Below are 18,512 nucleotides of genomic sequence, written 5' to 3' on the forward strand. Positions count from 1 at the left end.
CATGAATTGGTGTGCCGCAGGCGGTCGTGATGTGCGTCCGCGCACACGCACGGGACGCTTGACCGGACCCTCGCATGCTCAGAGCGCCTCGGCCGAGGCCAGGAGACCGCCCGGCGAACCGGCCAGAATCGGGCGTCCGGAGCCCGATCCGGCGAGGCCGGCGGCCAGCCAGGACGGAAGCGCGTCGCTGTAGCGGGTCGGGAGCGGCGCGACCAGCGCCCCGAACGGATCGGGGGCGCGCTCGTAGACCGGGACGAAGCCCGCCATCTGCCGCGGCGACAGGCCCGACTCGGGTGCGGCCCAGCCGGCCCAGACCGTGTCGGGCACCGGGCGATGGGCGCGATGGCCCGGCACGACCACCACCTCCTGGCCGGCGAAGGCCAGGGCCTCCGGCCGGCTGATGTCGCCGACCGCCCCGCCCCGGGCCGTGTAGGCCGCCCAGAAGGCGTTCTGGCCGCCGTCGGAATAGGTCGTGCGCACGGCGGGCTCGCCCGCCTCGGCGAGCGCGGTCATCCGCGCCTCCTCGACCGCCCGGCGGGTGGTGACCGCCGCCTCGATGGCGGGATCCCGCGAAGGCGCGAACGCGTACCGGCCGGCGACCACCGAGACCTGCAGCTCCTCGCGGCTCGCCTCGAACCGGTCCGAGCCGGCCTTGAGTTCCCGCCAGAAGGCGATGTTGGGGTCGGTCCGGTGGCGGGCCATGTTCTCGGCGGTCATCCGGAACGGGTAGGACTGGAACTGGAAGGCCGCCTGCCCGCCGTTCAGCGCGTCCCGGGCGATGGCGTAGATCTCGCCGACCGTACCGTTGGTCATGGCGAAGCAGCCCATGGACGAGCAGATGCCGTGGACCATCACGGCGGACCCGGTTCCGCCATGGGCCCGGTCGTAGGCGTTCGGATATCCGACGTCGAACGACAGGTAGTAGTGCGAGTTCGGGTTCATCTGGCGCCGGGGCACCGTATAGAACCCCTCCGGGGTCTGCCGGTCGCCGCTCTTGCGCTTGGGCCCGAGCTGGCCGGACCAGCGGCAGATCGGGAACGTCTTGATGAAGACGTAGCCGGCGCGACCCTTCTTCCAGACCTCGATCTCGGATTCTTTCTTGTAGGCCCGGAACAGGACCGGCGAGGCGGCCGTCACGCCCTTCTGCGCCATCAGGGCAAGGGTCGCGGCGGGGATCGGCGCCTCCGCCTTGCCGGCCTGCGCGGCGGCCGGACCGGCGAGGACCAGCACGACGAGGCCGGCAGCGAGGGGGATCGAGGTCGACAGGGGCATGAACCGTCCGCGCTGGATCGGCCGGGATGGCTGCCGGACAGGCGCGGCCTCGCGGCCTGACGGATTATTGCGGCGGCCATGAGGCTGCGCGTCCGGTCAGCCCGACCCCGCTGGATTGTCCCGCTGCGCGCGGAAGGCCGACGGCGCCGGCGGATCGTGACGTCCTGTCAGGCTGCCGGTGCGGGGTCCCGCTCGGCGGCGGCCGGGACGGGTGCGAGGACCGCGCTGTTCTCCACGGCGATCACCGCGTCGAAGGGCGCGGCGTTCTCCGCAAGACTCGTCTCGGGCAGGCAGACGATCAGGCCGCGCCCGGCCCGCGCCTGCCGCAGCTGGGCGAGGCGCTCGCGTGCGCCCTCTACCTTCCGCTCGTCCATCGCGACCGCGACCACGAGGATGTCGGGATCACGGGCGAGGCAGCGGCTCAGCTCGATCGCCACGCGTTCGCGGGCATTGATCGCGCCGTCCGCCAGAGCCCCGGTGCTGGGCTGAGCCTCGACCTTGCTGTCGAGGCCGAGGCCATAGACCGAGGCCTCAAGGCCCTCGTCGGCCAGAACTCGGCGCACCAGTTCGCGGACCCGCGGCTCGGCATTGGCCTCGCCGAGGCTGATCCGGCCGAACAGGAGGTTCTCCTCCAGGCTGGCGGCCGGATTGACCCGGGAGGGGTCGTGGAACTCCACCGCGCCCGCGAGGTGGGGCGGCAGCATCCGTGCGAAGGACCGCCGCGCCTGGACGAGGCGCTCCTCGAACGGGCCGTCGATCAGGCCGAAGCGGTGGCGCGATTCGTTGTAGCGCAGCGCCAGGCCGATCAACCGCAAGCGGTCGCGCTGGCCCGCCGGTCCCCGGCGCAGGCTCGCCGCGTTGGGCAGGCGCACCACGAGATCCTCGAAATAGCCCCGCTCGGCCGCCTGGAACAGCGAATAGGCGTCGAACAGGGGATGGTCGTTGGGCAGGTCGGCGAAGATCTCCACCGTGCTGCGGGCCACCGACAGGCCGATCTCGGTGAGCGGGCGAACCAGCCCCTCCGCCTCCAGAACCGCCCGCAGATAGGGGTGGCGGGCGAAACGCAGGGGCGCGAAGGTGCCGCCCACCGGCTCCCCGAACAGGATGTTCTCGCCGATGCTCGCCTGGTTGTTGTAGCGGTCGGGATCGAAGGGCTCGACGAGGCGCTCGGCGCCCTTGGCGGCCAGCGCCACCCGCATGGTCCGGCGGGCGGTGACGATCGCGGCGGCGAGCCGCGGCTGGGCGGCCGGATCGAGCCGTCCGGTCAGCCCGCGGGCGTATACGAAGCCGTCGAGCCCGGTGAGCCGGCTGATGCCGATCAGCGCGATGTCGTCGGGCGCGGTCGCCGGATCGGTGCCGTAGAGCAGGTTCTGCCGGAGGGAGCCCTCCATCAGGATCGCCTCCCCCGACGTGAAGGCGATGCGCCGGGCGCGCTCCGCGGCGTCGAAGTCGCGCAGGTCCGTGCCCGCATAGGTGACGGCCCCGGCCGTCGGCTCGACCTGCCCGGCCAGCACCGCCGCCAGCGCCCGGGCGCCGCTGCCGCGGCTGCCCGTGATCGCCACGTGGCCCGGCATCGTCACGGCCACGGCGACGCCGGTCAGGCGCTCGCCCGTGGCCGGATCGAAGGCTCCGACGCCTTCCGTGGCCAGGATCCCGGACCGGGGCAGCGGCAATGCGGCCGCACCAATCCGGGCGGCCCGCGCCCGCCGCCCCTCGAGGGACGCGATGATGCGGGCGAGGTCGCGGAGGCGCGGGCGCACCGACCGGCGGACCATCCAGAACCGCGCGCAGATGGCGGCGAGCCAGCCCGCGAGGCCGAAGGCGCCGACGGCCGCCAGGAGGGCGGCCGGATCCACCGGGGCCGCGGGCGGCTGCCCTGGCGCCGAGCGCCACAGTGCCGTGCCGGCGGCGATGGCCGGCAGGATCACCGCCAGCGCCAGGGCAGGCGCCCGGGCGTAGGCCAGCCGCGCCTCGGCGCGACCGACATTGGTCCGCATCGCGGCGACGCGGGCGGCGATACGCCTGCGCTCGATGGCCGCCGCTCCGTGGTTGCGCACGGCAGGAAGCCGCCGAACGAGGTCGTTCAGGTTCTCCTCCGCCCGCGCGCTGGAGCGCAGGCGCAACTCCTGCCGGTCGCGCGCCCGTTCGAGCACCAAGCCGTAGGCGAGTCCGATCGCCGCCAGTCCGATCACGGCCGCCGGGATCAGCCGGGGCGCGGCCAGGGCCGCGAAGCCGAGGGCCAGGATCAGGGCCGCGAGGGTCATCGCCGGCAGGACGATGCCGGCGGCGAGCAGGCGGTCGGCTCGGGCCAGCACCTCTCCGACGATCCGGGCCAGGCTGCGCGCCTCGTCCCGGGCCCCCGCGGGGGCGTCGAGGATCGCCCGCAGAACGCCCTCGCGGACGGCGTCCCCGGCCTTGTTCTGCGCCTTGAAGCACAAGCGCGCCACGCACCAGCCGAGGCCCGCCAGGGCCAGGGCGCAGACGGCGATGCACAGGAAGGCGGTGAGCTCGAGTTCGGCGGGGCGCATCGGGATGCCGGGGCCAAGCACCAGCTCTCCGCCCGGAAGCGCGACCGCCACGCGCAGGAAGGGCAGCACCGGCGCCTCGTCGCGCGGCAGGACCGCGATCAGGTCGCGCAGGCACAGGAGCGCGAGCGCGCAGAGCGGCGCGCCGATCCCGACCGCGAGGGCCGCCGCCGCGGTGTGCTGAGGCCGCGCGGCGCGCCACGTCAGGACGAGAGGATCGGATTCCATGCGTCTCCGGACAGGATCGGGCGTCTCAACCGTCGCGCGGGCATAGGCGTTCGCGCCGGTCACGGGAAGGGTCGCGGGCGCGGGCTTCCCTTGCGCGGACCTTGCCGCCGGCCGCTGCGACATGTCGGCCGGGTTGTTTGCGGTTGAGGCTCTGGTTTGGAAGCGCTCCAGCGTTACAACCATGGGGCATGGCGCGGCCGTGGCTCGGATCTGCGAGGCGCGGACCTCCAAGCCTGATCGCCGCGGGCGCCCGAGCCGTATCGCGCGGCCGGCCGGCGCACCGCACGATTTCGACCGGGACCAGAGGGTGGGGCGACGCTTGCGGCGAGGGGCTGAGAAGACCGAGCGCCATCTCCCGGCCTTCGCCTGTTGCGGGTCGGCCTGATGGCGCAGCTGTTCACGCCCGGGGCCGACGCGCTCTACCGCCTCGCTCTGATGACCGGCGTCGCCTGCCTGGTTGGGCTCCCGGTTCTGGCGGCCGGGATCGTGCGCTCGAACTACGTCACGGGCGTCGGGGTCGCGCCGGCCCAGCCCCTGCCGTTCAGCCACAAGCACCATTCCGGCGAACTCGGCATCCAGTGCCGCTATTGCCACACCACGGTCGACCGGGAGGCCACGGCCGGCATCCCGCCGACGCATACCTGCATGACCTGCCACTCGCAGATCTGGACCGGCTCCGAGATGCTCAAGCCGGTGCGCGACAGCTACGCGCAGGACAAGCCGCTCGAATGGAAGCGGCTGAACAAGCTGCCGCAATACGTCTACTACAATCACTCCGTCCACGTGACGAAGGGGATCGGCTGCTCGACCTGCCACGGCGACGTCACGGCGATGCAGATGACCTACCGGGCCAACGCCTTCGAGATGCAGTTCTGCCTCGATTGCCACCGGGCGCCGGAGAAGTACGTCCGCACGCCGGATCAGGTCTGGAACATGACCTGGACGCCGCCCTCCGACCAGGCGACGCTGGGCCCCAAGCTCGTGGCCCAGTACCACATCCGCGGCGGGGAGCGGCTGACCGAATGCGGGATCTGCCACCGATGACCGGCGCCCCCGACATCGCGGCCCTGCGCGCGAAACTCGCCGGCGGCGACGGTCCGCGCTTCTGGCGCAGCCTCGACGCCGTGGCCGACAGCCCCGAGTTCCGCGCCTATCTGGCGGCCGAGTTCCCGTCGGCGTCCCGGCTCGCCGCGGCCCCGGAGCGGCGCGGCTTCCTGAAGCTGATGGCCGCCTCCTTCGCGCTGGGCGGCCTCACCGCCTGCGGCGGGGGCGGCGGCCGCGACTACGAGGTGCCGTACGTCAATCAGCCCGAGCGGATCGTGCCCGGCACGGGTCTGTCCTACGCCTCCTCGGCGGTGTTCGACGGCTTCGGCAACGGCATCCTGGTCACCACCCGCAACGGCCGGCCCCTGAAGATCGAGGGCAACCCCGAGCATCCCTGGAGCCGCGGCGGCACCGACGTGCTGGCCCAGGCTTCGGTGCTCGGGCTCTACGACCCGTTCCGCTCCCAGGCGGTGCAGCATCTCGGCCGGCCGAGTTCCTGGGCGGCGTTCCGGGCAGACCTGCAGGGTCGGATGCCGGGCTGGCGCGAGAGCCGGGGCGAGGGTCTCGCCCTGCTCACCGGCCCTGTGACCTCGCCCGGCGTGGCGGCCCAGCTCGCGCGGCTGCGGGCCGCCTACCCGGCGCTCCGCTGGTATGTCGGCGCCGGGGCGGGGCGCGACGGGATCTACGAGGGCGCTCGCCAGGCCTATGGACGGCCCTTGGAGACCCGCCCCGATTTCGGTCGCGCCCGGACCATCGTGGCGCTGGACGGCGACTTTCTGGATCTCGGACCCGGTCAGGTCGGCCTGTCGCGGCGCTGGAGCGAGGCACGGCGGGCGGCCTACGCGGAGGGCCGCCTTCTCACCCTCCACGCGGCGGCGCCGACACCGACCTTGACCAGCGCCAAGGCGGATCGGGGGCTCGTGGTCCCGGCCGGCCGGCTGGAGGCCCTGGCCCGGGACCTGCTCAATCTGGCCGCGGGCGGCGCGGCCCCCGGGGGCGACGATCCCGTCGCGCGCTGGACGCGGAGCGCCGGGACGGCCCTCGCCGAGGCCCGGGGAAGCGGCATCGTCACCGCCGGCCTGACCGCCAGCCCGGACCTGCACGCGCTGGTTCACCGCCTCAACGGCGCCCTCGGCAACACCGGCGCGACCCTGGTCCACACGGCGCCCGTGGCGGAGACGGGCGCCGGGACCCTCGCGGATCTCGCGGAGGCCATGGATCAGGGTGCCGTCAAGGTGCTCGTCGTCCTCGGCGCCAACCCGGTCTACGAGGCGCCCGGCGCCCTCGATTTCGCCGCCCGGATGGCGCGCGTACCCCTCAAGATCCATGCGGGGCTCTACTACGACGAGACCGGTTCTCATGCCGACTGGCATCTGCCGGCCGCCCACCCGCTGGAATCCTGGGGCGACATCCGGTCCCTCGACGGGACGGTGGGTCTGATCCAGCCCACGGTCGCCCCCCTGTACAACGGCCGGACGCTCGCGGAGATGCTGGCCTTCCTGGCGAGCGGCGAGGGTGGGGAGGGCGGTCAGGACGCCCTCGGGCTCCTCAAGGCGCAGGGACGGAACCCAGGCGAGGACGAGGCGGCCTTCGAGGCCCGCTTCTCCGAGGCCCTGCGCCTGGGCTTCTGGGCGGACAGCGCGCGTCCGGCCGAGACGGTGGCGCTGACGCAGGCGGCGGCAGCCGCCCCCGCGGCGGCTTCATCGCCTGCGCCGGCCGCCGAGGGGGTCGAAGTGCTGTTCCGGCCCGATCCGACGATCTGGGACGGCACCCATGCCGACCTCGCGTGGCTGCAGGAACTCCCGAAGCCCCTGACCAAGGTGGTCTGGGAGAACGTGATCGCGCTCAGCCCGCGCCTCGCCGAGCGCGAGGGGATCGCCACGGGCGACATCCTGCGGGTCGAGGCCGGCGGCCGCGCGGTCGAGGGTCCGGCCTGGATCCTGCCGGGGCAGGCCGACACCACCGTGACCCTCACGCTGGGCTACGGCCGCGACGTCCCCGACCACCTCGCCCGCGGCCTCGGCTACGACGCCGCGCCCCTGCGGCCACCGGGTTCTCCCTGGGGTCTCGCCGGCGCCCGGCTGACGAAGACCGGACAGCAGCGCAGGCCGGTCACCACTCAGCATCTCGGCACGATGGAGGGTCAGGATCTCGTGCGCGTGCAGGCTCTGGGCGCCGCACCCGTGGGTGATCTGAAGGGCGCGCCGACGCCCGCCTCGTTCTATCCGCCCCCCGAGAGCCAGGATCGCTGGGTCGCCGCGCAATGGGGCATGGCCATCGATCTCGATGCCTGCACCGGCTGCAACGCCTGCGTCACCGCCTGTCAGGCGGAGAACAACATCCCCGTGGTCGGGCGCGAGGAGGTCGAACTCGGCCGCTGGATGGGCTGGCTGCGGATCGACCGCTACTACGCGGGCGACCTCGACGCGCCGACGACGCATTTCCAGCCGGTGCCCTGCATGCATTGCGAGCAGGCGCCCTGCGAACTCGGCTGCCCCGTGGAGGCGACGCTCCACGACAGCGAGGGCCTGAACCTGCAGGTCTACAACCGCTGCGTCGGCACGCGCACCTGCCAGAGCTACTGCCCCTACAAGGTCCGCCGCTTCAACTACCTCGATTACACCGGCGGCATGACCCCGGTGGAGCAGCAGCAGCGCAATCCCGAGGTCACGGTCCGGTCCCGGGGCGTGATGGAGAAGTGCACCTACTGCATCCAGCGGATCACGGCGGCGCGGATCACATCGGCCAAGGACGCCCACGCGCCGATCCCCGACGGGGCCGTGGAGACCGCCTGCCAGGGCGCCTGCCCGACCCGGGCGATCACCTTCGGCAACGTCGCCGATCCGGGAAGCCGGGTCTCGGCCGCCCGGCGGGACACGCGGGAATACGCGCTCCTCGGCCACCTGAACACGCGGCCGCGCACCACCTATCTCGCCGGGCTCGCGCCCGCCGCGGATCCGAACGGACGGGAGGGCTGAGCATGGCCGGCCCCCTCTCCGGCGGTCCGCAGCCCGGCCCCCTGATCCGGCCCGACGAGACCCTTCAGGGGATCGGCGGCGCGGTCACGGCGATTCCGCTGACGCATCCGGGGAACCGGCGCTGGTGGATCGCCTTCGCGGCGGCGGCCTCGCTCCTCGGCCTGTTCGTGCTCACCCTCGGCTATCTGCTCTATGCCGGTCCCGGCATCTGGGCGAACAACAACGCCGTCGTCTGGGCCCTCGACATCGCGAGCTACGATTGGTGGATCGGCGTCGCGTCCGGCAGCCTGCTGGTCTCGGCGATCCTGCTCCTGCTCGGGGCGGAGTGGCGCGGGGCGGTGAACCGCGTGGCCGAGACCCTGGCACTGCTGGCCACCGCGGCCGCCGGGCTCTACCCGATCATCCATCTCGGACGGCCGTGGTTCTTCTTCTGGAACCTGCCCTACCCCAACACCTACGATCTCTGGCCGCAGTTCCGCTCGCCACTCCTCTGGGACGCGATCGACATCGTGTCCTTCCTGGTGATCTGCGTGAGCCTCTGGTTCATCGGCCTGCTGCCGGACCTCGCCACGTTGCGCGACCGTGCCCACGCGGAGGCGATGCGCCAGCGGGAGACGAAGGCAGCGACCCGGAAGCGCGCGCTGCTGCGCGCGCAGGTCTACGGCATCCTCGCCTCGGGCTGGCGCGGCTCGGCGGCCCATTGGCAGATCTGGGTCCAGGCCTACCGGACGGTGGCGCTGCTCGGCGTGCTGCTGGTGGTCTCGGTCCAGACCGGGGCCTCGGTGATGCTGGCCGGCTCGCTGATGCCGGGCTGGCACAGCACGCTGCTGCCGGTGAGCTTCCTGGTGAATGCGGTCTATTCCGGCGTCGGCGTCACGGCGGTGATCGTGATGCTGATCCGCCTCGTCTACGGCCTCGGCGCCCTGGTGACGGACCGCCATCTCGACGTGCTCGGGCGGCTGTTGCTCTGTCTCGGCTGCGCCAGCGCCTATTGCTACGCGGCCGAATACTTCGACACGTTCCTCAATGGCGACGCCGCGGGGCGCGGCGTCCTGGTCCGGCGCATGACCGGCGACCACGCCCTCGTGTCCTGGACGGCGATCCTGTGCCTCGTCCTGCCCGCACAGATCCTGTGGTCGGCGCGGGCCCGGACGGCGCCGGTCGCCATCGCGGTGGTGGGCCTTCTCGTGGCGATCGGCGCCTATGCCGACCACGTCATGGTCCTGGTCGTCACCCTGACGCAGGATTTCCTGCCGTCCTCGCGGCTGCCCTACACGACGGATGTCTGGGGCATCGCCACCTTCGCGGGCTCGGTGGGCCTGTTCCTGACCCTGCTCCTCCTGTTCCTGCGCTACCTGCCGGCCGTGTCGATCGTCGAGAGCCGCCGCCTCGCCCTGATGGTGTCGCCGGCCGCGCAGGAGGCGGCCCGCGCGGCCGCATCCCGGGCCACCGGTCGCCCGGAGGACGACCCGGTCACCGCGCCCCTGTGGGGCGTGTCCGCGACCTTCGCGAGTCAGGGCGACCTCGCCGCCGCCCTCCAGGCGGTCTCCGGGATCAGTCCGGATCACGTCCATCTCGACGGGCACGGGCCGGTGCCGATGCCCCGCACCCTGCGGGCACTGGGCTTGGAGGGACGCTCGATCCTGCCCTACGCCCTGGCCGGGGCCCTGCTCGGCGGTGTCGGCTTCTTCGCCCTGTGCCTCTACGCCACGGCCTACGATTACGTCTTCCTGATCGGCGGGCGCCCGCGCCTGTCCTGGCCCTCGTTCGTGGTGCCGAGCGTCTCCGTCGCGATGATGGCGGGCTGCGTGGCGATCCACTTCGCGCTCCTCGTGCTCAACCGCCTGCCCCGCCTGAATCACCCGGCCTTCAACATCCCGGGCTTCCTGCGGGCTTCCGAGGACCGGTTCTTCCTCTCCGCGGAGGCGCGGGGTGACCGGTTCGACGCAGGCCGGATCGAGCGGCGGCTCGCGGCCCTGCCAGCCGAGGCCGGGCGTCCCCTCGAGCTCCGGCGGATCCCGCGATGAGGCGCGCCGCCCTCCGCACCGTGCCGCTCGCCCTCCTCGCCCTCGCGCCGCTGGGGGCCTGCGGCGAGGCCGACATGGCCGATCAGGCCCGGGCCAAGACCTGGGACAAGAACCCGTTCTTTCCCCGGGAGATCACCATGCGCCAGCCGGTGGCGGGCACCGTGCCGCGGATCGATCCGGCCCGCACGGCGCCGCAGCCGCAGACGATCAGCCGGGCGCTGCTCGACCAGGGCCGGGAACGCTATGGAGTCTTCTGCACCCCCTGCCATGGGCAGGACGGGCGCGGCGCCGGCATGATCGTGGCCCGGGGATTTCCCTCCGCCGGCAATCTCACGGCGGAGCCCGTGCGCATGGCCTCCGCGGCGGAGCTCTACGACGCCATCTCGAACGGCCGGAAGTCCATGTTCGGCATGGCCCAGATGATCCCCTCGGCAGACCGCTGGGCGATCATCGCCTATCTCCGCGCCCTCCAGCTCAGCCAGGACACCCCGGTGGCGAGCCTGCCCCCGGAGGATCGCACCCGCCTGGAGGCGACGCCGTGAGGCGCCCCGCCCTGCTCGGCCTCGCCGGCCTCGTCCTCCTGGCCGTCTGCCTGCTCGCGGGCGGCTGGCGCGGGGCCGCGGCCTCGTATCTCGCGGCGTGGCTCGTCCTTCTCGCCCTGCCGGTCGGCGCCCTGCCGGTGGTCATCGTCGCCGAGCGTTTCGGCAAGCGGGTCCGCGAGCGCGGCGGCATCGAGATGCTGGCGGGTCTGCGCCGGCTGATGGCGCTGATGCCGGTCGCGGCCGTGCTGTCGCTGCCGCTTCTGGCCGCCACGCCCCTGCTCTATCCCTGGGTGAGCGCTCCGGCGCGCACGCCGCTGGCCGCCCTGTGGTTCACGGTGCCGTTCTTCGCGATCCGGGCGATCGTCTATCTCGCAGCCTGGACCTGGCTGGCGCTGAGGTTCGCCAAGCCGTTCGACGCCCCCGGCGAGGGGCGGACCGTGCCGGCTGTGGGGCTGCACGCGGTCGTCGGCACGCTGTTCGTCACCGACGTCGTCGCCTCCCTGGATCCGCGGCTCGATTCCACCCTTCTGGGCCTCCTGGTGATGACGGCCTGGAGCGGCCTCGCCTTCGCGGCGGCGATCCTCCTCGCCTGGGAGGAGCCGGAGCCCGTCGGCCGCGGCCGTACCGCGCCCGGACGGGGCCGGCTGGTGCCCCTCGTGGTGCTTCTGGGCCTCTGGGCCTATCTGCACTTCGTCCAGTTCCTGATCGTCTGGTCGGCGAATCTGCCGCCCGAGGTGACGTGGTACTTCGCCCGCGGCGGCTGGGTCGGACGGGCGCTGGCGGTCGTGGCCGGCGCAATCGTCGTGCTGGCCGGGCTCGCGACCCTCCGGCCGGGACGCCCGACCACCCGGATCCTGGCCGGCGCGGCGGTGGCCGTCCACGCCCTGGAGATGTTCTGGCTGATCACCCCGGCGGTGCGCGACCGCTTCGTCCTCCGGCCGAGCGACGTGCTCGCCGCCGCTGCCGTGGCCTGCCTCGCGGCCGCGCTCCGGCCGGTGCTGCGGCCGCGGGCGGACCGCGTGGCCTCCGACGCCCGGCGCGCCGGGAGGCCGGCATGAGCGCCGACGGCCCCTCCGGGCTGATCCCGGCGATCCTTGCCGGGCTGACCCTGCGCGGCAGCGGGCTCCTGAACGGGCGGCCGCCCCGTCCGGCTGCCAACACCCAGCGCGATCCGAATGAGCCCGGGCACGAGACCCGGGACGTCAATGTCCGCAACACCGTGATGGTGATGGCGGGCCTCGCGCTCACGGTCCTGGCGGTCGTGGGGACGATGATCTGGCTGATGGACACCTTCGCGGCGCGTCAGCGCCGGGCCCTGCCGGCCCTGACGCCGCAGCAGACCACGCAGTTGGCGCCGCCGCCTCCGAACCTTCAGGCCGACCCGTACGCCGATATCGACCGTGCGCGGGCGGCGGCCGAAGCGTCTCTCGCCGGCTACGGCTACCGGGACGAAGCCCGGACCCGCGCCCGAATCCCGATCGGGCGCGCCATGGACCTGATCGTCGGCCGGTCCCTCGAACCGGCGGAGCCCGCTGCGCGATGACGCCGAGCCACGATTCCCTCCAGCTCTGGCCGGCGGCGGTCTCCGCCACCGCGAGCGAGACCGACCTGCTCATCCTGGCCTTCACGGTCCTGACGCTGCTCCTGACCGTCCCGGTCTTCGTGGCGATCACCTACTTCGCCCTGCGCTACCGCGAGGGGTCCGAGGCGGACCGGAGCCCCTCGGGCATCCGCTCGAATCTCATCGAGATCAGCTGGATGCTGATCCCGTTCCTGTTGACGCTGATCTTCTTCGTCTGGGGCGCGAAGCTGTTCATCCAGTCGAAGAACCCGCCTCCCGACGCCATGGTGGTCGAGGCGATCGGCCGGCAATGGATGTGGAAGTTCCAACACCCGACGGGCCAGTCCGAGATCAACAACCTGCACCTGCCGATCGGCCAGCCGATCCGCCTGCACATCATCAGCCAGGACGTGATCCACGCCCTCTACCTGCCGGCCGTGCGGATGCAGGTCGCCGCCCTGCCCGACCGCTACACCGACCTGTGGTTCAAGGCCGACAAGACCGGCACCTACCACCTCTACTGCTCGGAATATTGCGGCACCGACCACTCCGTGATGGGCGGCGAGGTCACCTTCATGAACCCCGGCGACTACCAGGACTGGCTGACTCATGCCGGCGCGCAGCAGGGCAAGATCGCGGCGGGCCGGGCCCTCTACGAGGCCTATGGCTGCGCCGGCTGCCACGAGCCCGGCACGTCCGTGAAGGCGCCGAGCCTCGCGGGCCTGTTCGGGTCGCAGGTGAGGCTCGCCGACGGCCGCACCGTCACCGCCGACGCGGCGTGGCTGCGCGAGAAAATCCTGAATCCGAACGGCGACCGGCTCGCCGGCGGGGGCAAGCAGGTGATGCCGAGCTTCGCCGGCCGGATCTCGGCGGACGAACTCGGGACGCTGATCGACTTTCTGAAAGCCTACCCGACCTCGAAAGCCGCGGACGCGACACGATGATGAGCTGCGTCAACCTGAAAATTCAGTCGTCGGATCGCAAGCTGCACCGGACCAGCTCTTCGCCCTGCTCGCGGTTTCACACCTCCGATCTGGCCTTGCGTTTTCAGGATCGAGCGCGGGCCCCCTCTCCCGAGCGTGAGAGGGACAGGGTGTGGGATGAGAACGCTCCAGACGAGGCGCGACCTGTCGATGCTTCAAGGGTGTGCTCGATCCTGAGCCTTCTCGTCCCTCACCCCAACCCTCTCCCGCCCGGGAGAGGGGGCCCGTCGCGCCCTGTCGCCAGCGGCGATGTCCGCCTCAGACCTGTGAACATCGCGGCCCGCGGATCGGGGTCGGACGAGCGCGCGAACGTCCTGACGTCCGGCTTCCGACGCTGCCTATCGAGGGCGACACGATGAGCGCATCGGGCAGCATCGGCGGCACCGCCCACCGGGAACCCCACACCCCGGAATCCACGATCGGGCGCAAATCCGACTACCTGCACGCGGAATCGACCCTGCGCTCGTGGTTCCTCACCACCGACCACAAGCGCATCGCGATCCTCTACCTCGCCTCGATCACCGGCTTCTTCGTGATCGGCGCCCTGGCGGCGGGCGTGGTCCGCCTCGCTCTGGTCGTGCCGAACGGCGCGATCATGACCAACGACACCTACAACAAGGCCTTCACCATCCACGGCGTGGTGATGGTCTGGTTCTTCCTGATCCCGTCGATCCCCGCGACCTTCGGCAATTTCCTGATCCCCCTGATGATCGGGGCCAAGGACCTGGCCTTCCCCAAGCTCAACCTGACGAGCTGGTACGTGTTCATGACCGGGGCCCTGTTCACCCTGGTCTCTGTGGTGCTGGGCGGGGTCGATACCGGCTGGACCTTCTACGCCCCGCTCTCGACGGCCTTCTCCAACACCTGGGTGCTGCCGGCGCTGATCGGCGTCACCATCGTGGGCTTCTCGTCGATCCTGACGGGGCTCAACTTCGTGGTCACGATCCACACCATGCGGGCGCCCGGCATGACGTGGTTCAAGCTGCCGATCTTCGTCTGGGCGCACTACGCCACGAGCCTGATCTTCCTGCTCGCGACGCCGGTCATCACCACGGCGCTGATCCTGCTGATCGCGGAACGCGCCTTCCATATCGGCGTGTTCGACCCGGCCTATGGCGGCGACCCGGTGCTGTTCCAGCACCTGTTCTGGTTCTACTCGCACCCGGCCGTGTACATCATGGTCCTGCCCGGCATGGGGGTGATCTCCGAGATCGTCCCGGCCTTCGCGCAGAAGAAGCTGTTCGGCTACCGCTTCGTCGCCTACGCGTCGATCGGACTGGCCTCCGTGACCTTCTTCGTCTGGGGTCACCACATGTTCGTCAACGGCCAGAGCGATTTGGCCTCGCTGGTATTCTCGGGCCTGTCCTTCGCGGTGGCGGTGCCCTCGGCGGTGAAGGTCTACAACTGGACCGCCACGATCCATAAGGGCTCGCTCCGGCTCGATACCCCGATGCTCTACGCGATGGGCTATATCGGCCTGTTCGTGCTCGGAGGCCTCACCGGCCTCTATCTCGCGACGCTCTCGATCAACCAGCACATCCACGCGACCTACTTCGTGGTCGCGCATTTCCACTACATCATGGTCGGCGGCACGGTGCTGGCGTTCCTCGGCGGCCTGCATTTCTGGTGGCCGAAATTCACCGGCCGGATGTACAGCGAGCCCTGGGGCCGGGTCTCGGCGCTGCTGATCTTCCTCGGCTTCAACGTGACCTTCTTCCCGCAATTCATCCTGGGTTACCTCGGGATGCCGCGGCGCTACGCGACCTACCCGGCGGAGTTCCAGCTGCTCAACGTGCTGTCCTCGGCGGGCGCCACGATCCTGGCGGCGGGCTACATCTTCCCGATGCTCTACCTCGTCTATTCCCTCTGGTTCGGCCGGAAGGCGCCCGCCAATCCGTGGAACGCCAAGGGGCTTGAATGGGAGACGGCCTCCCCGCCCCCGACGCACAATTTCCTGTCCCCGCCCGAGGTGCCGCGCATCCCCTACGACTACCCGATCCAGGCCCAGGAATCCCGGGACCAGCACGGATGAGCAAAGGTCTGGCCGACGGCGTCGGGGTCGCGCGCGCGGAGCATTTCGAGAGCGTGGCCCAGCAGCGCGAGGCGGCGACGCTCGGCATCTGGGCCTGGCTGATCACCGAGTTGCTGCTGTTCTCGGCGCTGTTCCTGGTGGCGCTGATCACCCGGATCCAGCATCCCGAAGCGACGATCGCGGCGGCCAAGCACCTCAAGTTCTGGATCGGCGCCACCAACACCGTGGTGCTGATCTGTTCATCGCTCACGATGTCGATGGCGATCGAATTCTCCCGGATGGGCTGGCAGCGCGCCATGGTGCGGGCGATGCTGGCGACCGCGGCGCTCGGGGGCCTGTTCCTCGTGCTCAAGGGCTACGAGTACTACGCCGACTGGGCCGAGCACATGATGCCGTTCCTCAGCGATCGGCCCTTCGCGTTGGCCGAGACGCCGGCGGCGCGGCTGTTCGTGAACCTCTACTACGTCGCCACGCTGCTCCACGCGCTGCATCTGTTCACCGGCATCGCGCTCCTGCTCGGCATGACCTGGATGGCCGCCAAGGCCGGGTTCCTCGCCCGGCACCAGAACTGGATCGAGGTCTACGGCCTGTACTGGCACTTCATCGACCTCGTCTGGATCCTGGCCTTCCCGATCCTCTACGTGGTGAACCGGTAGGATGCGGAACCCCCTCGCGACCCTGAGCGCCGACGACCGCGCCCTGCTCCGGCGGCGCCTGCGCACGCCGGTCCTCACCTTCCTGGCGCTGCTGGCGCTTCTGGCCGTCAACGTCACCCTCGGCGCCACCCTCCCCTTCGCGCAGGTCTGGATCGTCGAACTCGCCGTGGTCGCCGTGATGGTGGCGCTGATCCTCCTCGTCTCCATGGAGGTGATCCATGAGCCGCCGCTGATCCGGCTGTTCTCGGGGCTCGGCTTCTTCTGGGTCGCCATCCTGGTCGGCATGACGCTGACCGACTATCTGGCGCGCTGAGCGACGCGAAATCCGTTGTCCGGGCGGCCGAACACTCCTAAACGTCGCCGCTCCCCCGCATAGCCCGGCTGACAGACGATGTGCGAACTGCTCGGCATGAGCGCCAACGTGCCGACCGACATCCGCTTCTCCTTCGCGGGCCTCGCCCGGCGCGGCGGTGAGACCGGGCCGCATGCGGACGGCTGGGGGATCAGCTTCTACGACGGGCGCACCTGCCGCAGCTTCCACGAGCCGGAGCCGAGCGCCCGCTCGCAGCTCGCCCGGCTGCTGCGCGACATGCCGATCAAGAGCCGCATCGTCGTCGCCCATGTCCGCAAGGCCAACCGCGGCCGGGTCAGCCTGGAGAACACCCACCCGTTCTCGCGGGAATTGTGGGGCCGCCGCTGGACCTTCGCGCATAACGGACAGCTCAAGGGCGTGAAGCGGCTGCCGCTGGGCGGCTTCATGCCGATCGGCTCGACGGACAGCGAGCACGCCTTCTGCTGGATGCTCGGCCGGCTCCAGGCCCGGTTCCGCGCCCTCCCCCGGCCCGAGACCCTCGACCGGGCCGTGGCCGACCTCGCGGGCGAACTCCATGCCCTCGGCGTGTTCAACATGCTGCTCACCGACAGCCGCACCCTCTACGCCCATTGCGGCAAGCGCCTCTGCTACCTCACCCGGCGGGCCCCCTTCGGCAAGGCCACCCTGATCGACGAGGACTGGCAGGTGGATTTTGCCGAAGAGACCACCGAGCACGACGTGGTGACGGTGATCGCCACCCAGGCGCTGACCCGGGACGAGTGCTGGACCGATCTCGCCCGCGGCGACGTCCTGACCCTGCGCGACGGGGCGATCCGGCTGTTGAGACCGGCCAACTTAGCTTAAGTGTGTTTTGCCTGAGGGTGCATGCCCGCGCCCGATGCGCTAGAACTCCGGTAACAGGAGCGCATCGGCCGGGCTTTCCAACCGGTTCGGGCCGACAAGCGCTCCGCCTCGACCCGCCGGGGACCACAGGTCGAGCCACGACGAGTTGACGAGCGCGATACACATGACCCGCGACGACACCGACACCGTCCTGTCCCAGGAGGACGGGACTCGGGATGGCCGCCCGAACCTGGCTCCCGGGATCCGCACGCATCTCGGGGAGCATCTGCGCACCGTCTACGAGCGGATCGGCGAGGAGACGCTGCCGTCCCGCTTCGCCGAGCTGATCGAGAAGCTCGAGGCGGCTTTGCGCGCCCGCGGCGAGGCGATCGAGCCGGAATTCCGCAACGGTCTGCTCGCGGCCGTCCCGTCCCTGCGCGCCTTCGCGCTGTCGCTGACGTCGAACCCCGCCCGTTCGGACGATCTCGTGCAGGACACCCTGCTCAAGGGCTGGCAGCACCGCGCCCGGTTCCAGCCGGGAACGAACCTCAACGCGTGGCTGTTCACGATCCTGCGCAACATCTTCTACTCGGATCACCGCAAGCGGGTGCGCGAGGTCGAGGATCAGGACGGGTCCTACGCGGCCCGGCTCGCCACCGCCCCGCACCAGGGTGACCGGCTGGACGTCGAGGATCTGCAATCGGCGCTGGCCAAGCTGCCGCCGGATCAGCGCGAGGCCCTGGTCCTGGTCGGCGCCGAGGGCGTCTCCTACGAGGAGGCTGCCGCCATCATGGGCTGCAAGGTCGGCACGGTGAAGAGCCGCGTCAGCCGCGCCCGTGGCAGGCTCGCGGAGCTGCTGGGCTACGACGAGGAGGATCTCGGCTCCGACCGCTTCATCCAGTCGGCGATGCCCAAGGACGCGTGAGGGCTCAGCCGGCTGCATCCCGGCGTCCCACAAAAAAAGATGCATCCGATTCCGGGGGTCGGGCGTTACCGGCCCGAGCTTCGCTGAGCCTGCGCGGCGAAAGACCACGGAACGGAGATGTCCCGCATGACCTTCAAGACCCTTATCGCCGCCTCGGCCCTCGTCCTGTCGCTTCCGCTGGCCGCCCAGGCCCAGGGCACGATCCCCGGCGCCGAGCGTGGCGCGGCGGCGGGTGCCGATGCGGCCGGCCCGATCGGCGGCATCGTCGGCGGCGCGGTCGGTGCGGCCACCGGCACGGTGGGCGGCATCCTCGGCGTCGACATGGCCCCGCGCTTCCGCAGCTATGTCCGCGAGCGCAATGTCCGCTCTTACGACTATGACGGCCGCGTCGCCGTCGGCACCACCCTGCCGGCTTCGGGCGTGACCTATTACGACGTGCCCAACGAGTACCGCGTGCAGCCGGGCTACCGCTACACCGTGGTGAACGATCGTCCGGTGCTGGTCGATCGCGGCCACCGCATCGTCGAGGTCATCGACTAAGATCCCGGGCCGGTCTTGCGCTGGCCCAAGCGCCCCCGGAGCC

Annotated in this window: 15 protein-coding genes; 13 read left to right on the plus strand and 2 right to left on the minus strand. The window is 71.3% G+C overall.

The genetic code is table 11. The features are described from left to right. Positions 1-78 precede the first annotated feature (78 nt). Complete coding sequence (locus ABC766_RS03860; RefSeq protein ID WP_278306710.1) at positions 79-1,272, minus strand: L,D-transpeptidase family protein; 1,194 nt, start codon at positions 1,270-1,272, stop codon at positions 79-81. Positions 1,273-1,439: 167 nt separating this feature from the next. Continuing rightward, positions 1,440-4,025 carry an ABC transporter ATP-binding protein gene (locus tag ABC766_RS03865; RefSeq protein ID WP_345821194.1) on the minus strand — a complete coding sequence of 862 codons (2,586 nt, stop codon included), beginning with the start codon at positions 4,023-4,025 and terminating at the stop codon, positions 1,440-1,442. A 384-nt stretch (positions 4,026-4,409) separates the two neighbouring features. Here ABC766_RS03865 and ABC766_RS03870 point away from each other — a divergent pair, with 384 nt between their 5' ends. The 13 genes from ABC766_RS03870 (at position 4,410) to ABC766_RS03930 (ending at position 18,469) form a co-directional block, all read left to right on the plus strand. Continuing rightward, the gene (locus tag ABC766_RS03870; protein ID WP_043345872.1) at positions 4,410-5,069 is read left to right on the plus strand and encodes a cytochrome c3 family protein; all 660 of its coding nucleotides are present in this window, start codon (positions 4,410-4,412) and stop codon (positions 5,067-5,069) included. Then, on the plus strand, positions 5,066-8,047 hold the full coding sequence (locus ABC766_RS03875; protein WP_345821195.1) for a TAT-variant-translocated molybdopterin oxidoreductase: 2,982 nt from the start codon (positions 5,066-5,068) through the stop codon (positions 8,045-8,047). The genes ABC766_RS03870 and ABC766_RS03875 overlap by 4 nt, the downstream gene beginning before the upstream one ends. A gap of 2 nt (positions 8,048-8,049) precedes the next feature. Next, complete coding sequence (locus tag ABC766_RS03880) at positions 8,050-10,074, plus strand: quinol:electron acceptor oxidoreductase subunit ActD (RefSeq protein WP_043383409.1); 2,025 nt, start codon at positions 8,050-8,052, stop codon at positions 10,072-10,074. Beyond that, complete coding sequence (locus ABC766_RS03885; protein ID WP_043383406.1) at positions 10,071-10,616, plus strand: c-type cytochrome; 546 nt, start codon at positions 10,071-10,073, stop codon at positions 10,614-10,616. The genes ABC766_RS03880 and ABC766_RS03885 overlap by 4 nt, the downstream gene beginning before the upstream one ends. Continuing rightward, positions 10,613-11,674 carry a hypothetical protein gene (locus ABC766_RS03890; RefSeq protein ID WP_345821196.1) on the plus strand — a complete coding sequence of 354 codons (1,062 nt, stop codon included), beginning with the start codon at positions 10,613-10,615 and terminating at the stop codon, positions 11,672-11,674. The genes ABC766_RS03885 and ABC766_RS03890 overlap by 4 nt, the downstream gene beginning before the upstream one ends. Beyond that, positions 11,671-12,159, plus strand: a complete 489-nt coding sequence (locus ABC766_RS03895) for a hypothetical protein (RefSeq protein WP_043354181.1) — start codon at positions 11,671-11,673, stop codon at positions 12,157-12,159. Before ABC766_RS03890 ends, ABC766_RS03895 begins: the two co-directional genes overlap by 4 nt. Continuing rightward, positions 12,156-13,121 carry a cytochrome c oxidase subunit II gene (gene coxB / locus ABC766_RS03900; RefSeq protein WP_345821197.1) on the plus strand — a complete coding sequence of 322 codons (966 nt, stop codon included), beginning with the start codon at positions 12,156-12,158 and terminating at the stop codon, positions 13,119-13,121. Before ABC766_RS03895 ends, coxB begins: the two co-directional genes overlap by 4 nt. Before the next feature lie 394 nt (positions 13,122-13,515). Further along, the gene (locus tag ABC766_RS03905) at positions 13,516-15,192 is read left to right on the plus strand and encodes a cytochrome c oxidase subunit I (protein WP_051976092.1); all 1,677 of its coding nucleotides are present in this window, start codon (positions 13,516-13,518) and stop codon (positions 15,190-15,192) included. Next, positions 15,189-15,848, plus strand: a complete 660-nt coding sequence (locus ABC766_RS03910; RefSeq protein WP_043383401.1) for a cytochrome c oxidase subunit 3 — start codon at positions 15,189-15,191, stop codon at positions 15,846-15,848. Before ABC766_RS03905 ends, ABC766_RS03910 begins: the two co-directional genes overlap by 4 nt. Before the next feature lies 1 nt (position 15,849). Then, on the plus strand, positions 15,850-16,161 hold the full coding sequence (locus ABC766_RS03915) for a hypothetical protein (RefSeq protein ID WP_043383398.1): 312 nt from the start codon (positions 15,850-15,852) through the stop codon (positions 16,159-16,161). Between the two features lie 78 nt (positions 16,162-16,239). Further along, positions 16,240-17,025: a class II glutamine amidotransferase gene (locus tag ABC766_RS03920; protein ID WP_043352612.1), complete on the plus strand. Its 786-nt coding sequence runs from the start codon at positions 16,240-16,242 to the stop codon at positions 17,023-17,025. A gap of 163 nt (positions 17,026-17,188) precedes the next feature. Beyond that, positions 17,189-17,929, plus strand: coding sequence for a NepR family anti-sigma factor (locus ABC766_RS03925; protein ID WP_043352613.1), 741 nt, complete (start codon positions 17,189-17,191; stop codon positions 17,927-17,929). 126 nt (positions 17,930-18,055) lie between these two features. Then, on the plus strand, positions 18,056-18,469 hold the full coding sequence (locus ABC766_RS03930) for a DUF1236 domain-containing protein (protein WP_043352617.1): 414 nt from the start codon (positions 18,056-18,058) through the stop codon (positions 18,467-18,469). Positions 18,470-18,512 lie beyond the last annotated feature (43 nt).

This window comes from Methylobacterium fujisawaense (assembly GCF_039619325.1).
GTDB classification, from domain to species: Bacteria; Pseudomonadota; Alphaproteobacteria; order Rhizobiales; family Beijerinckiaceae; genus Methylobacterium; species Methylobacterium fujisawaense.

Coding starts and splice junctions, on each gene's coding strand:
- ABC766_RS03870 (WP_043345872.1), top strand. CDS start 4,410: ATGGCGCAGCTGTTCACGCCCGGGGCCGACGCGCTCTACCGCCTCGCT.
- ABC766_RS03880 (WP_043383409.1), top strand. CDS start 8,050: ATGGCCGGCCCCCTCTCCGGCGGTCCGCAGCCCGGCCCCCTGATCCGG.
- ABC766_RS03895 (WP_043354181.1), top strand. CDS start 11,671: ATGAGCGCCGACGGCCCCTCCGGGCTGATCCCGGCGATCCTTGCCGGG.
- ABC766_RS03885 (WP_043383406.1), top strand. CDS start 10,071: ATGAGGCGCGCCGCCCTCCGCACCGTGCCGCTCGCCCTCCTCGCCCTC.
- ABC766_RS03910 (WP_043383401.1), top strand. CDS start 15,189: ATGAGCAAAGGTCTGGCCGACGGCGTCGGGGTCGCGCGCGCGGAGCAT.
- coxB (WP_345821197.1), top strand. CDS start 12,156: ATGACGCCGAGCCACGATTCCCTCCAGCTCTGGCCGGCGGCGGTCTCC.
- ABC766_RS03860 (WP_278306710.1), bottom strand. CDS start 1,272: ATGCCCCTGTCGACCTCGATCCCCCTCGCTGCCGGCCTCGTCGTGCTG.
- ABC766_RS03920 (WP_043352612.1), top strand. CDS start 16,240: ATGTGCGAACTGCTCGGCATGAGCGCCAACGTGCCGACCGACATCCGC.
- ABC766_RS03875 (WP_345821195.1), top strand. CDS start 5,066: ATGACCGGCGCCCCCGACATCGCGGCCCTGCGCGCGAAACTCGCCGGC.
- ABC766_RS03930 (WP_043352617.1), top strand. CDS start 18,056: ATGACCTTCAAGACCCTTATCGCCGCCTCGGCCCTCGTCCTGTCGCTT.
- ABC766_RS03925 (WP_043352613.1), top strand. CDS start 17,189: ATGACCCGCGACGACACCGACACCGTCCTGTCCCAGGAGGACGGGACT.
- ABC766_RS03915 (WP_043383398.1), top strand. CDS start 15,850: ATGCGGAACCCCCTCGCGACCCTGAGCGCCGACGACCGCGCCCTGCTC.
- ABC766_RS03865 (WP_345821194.1), bottom strand. CDS start 4,025: ATGGAATCCGATCCTCTCGTCCTGACGTGGCGCGCCGCGCGGCCTCAG.
- ABC766_RS03905 (WP_051976092.1), top strand. CDS start 13,516: ATGAGCGCATCGGGCAGCATCGGCGGCACCGCCCACCGGGAACCCCAC.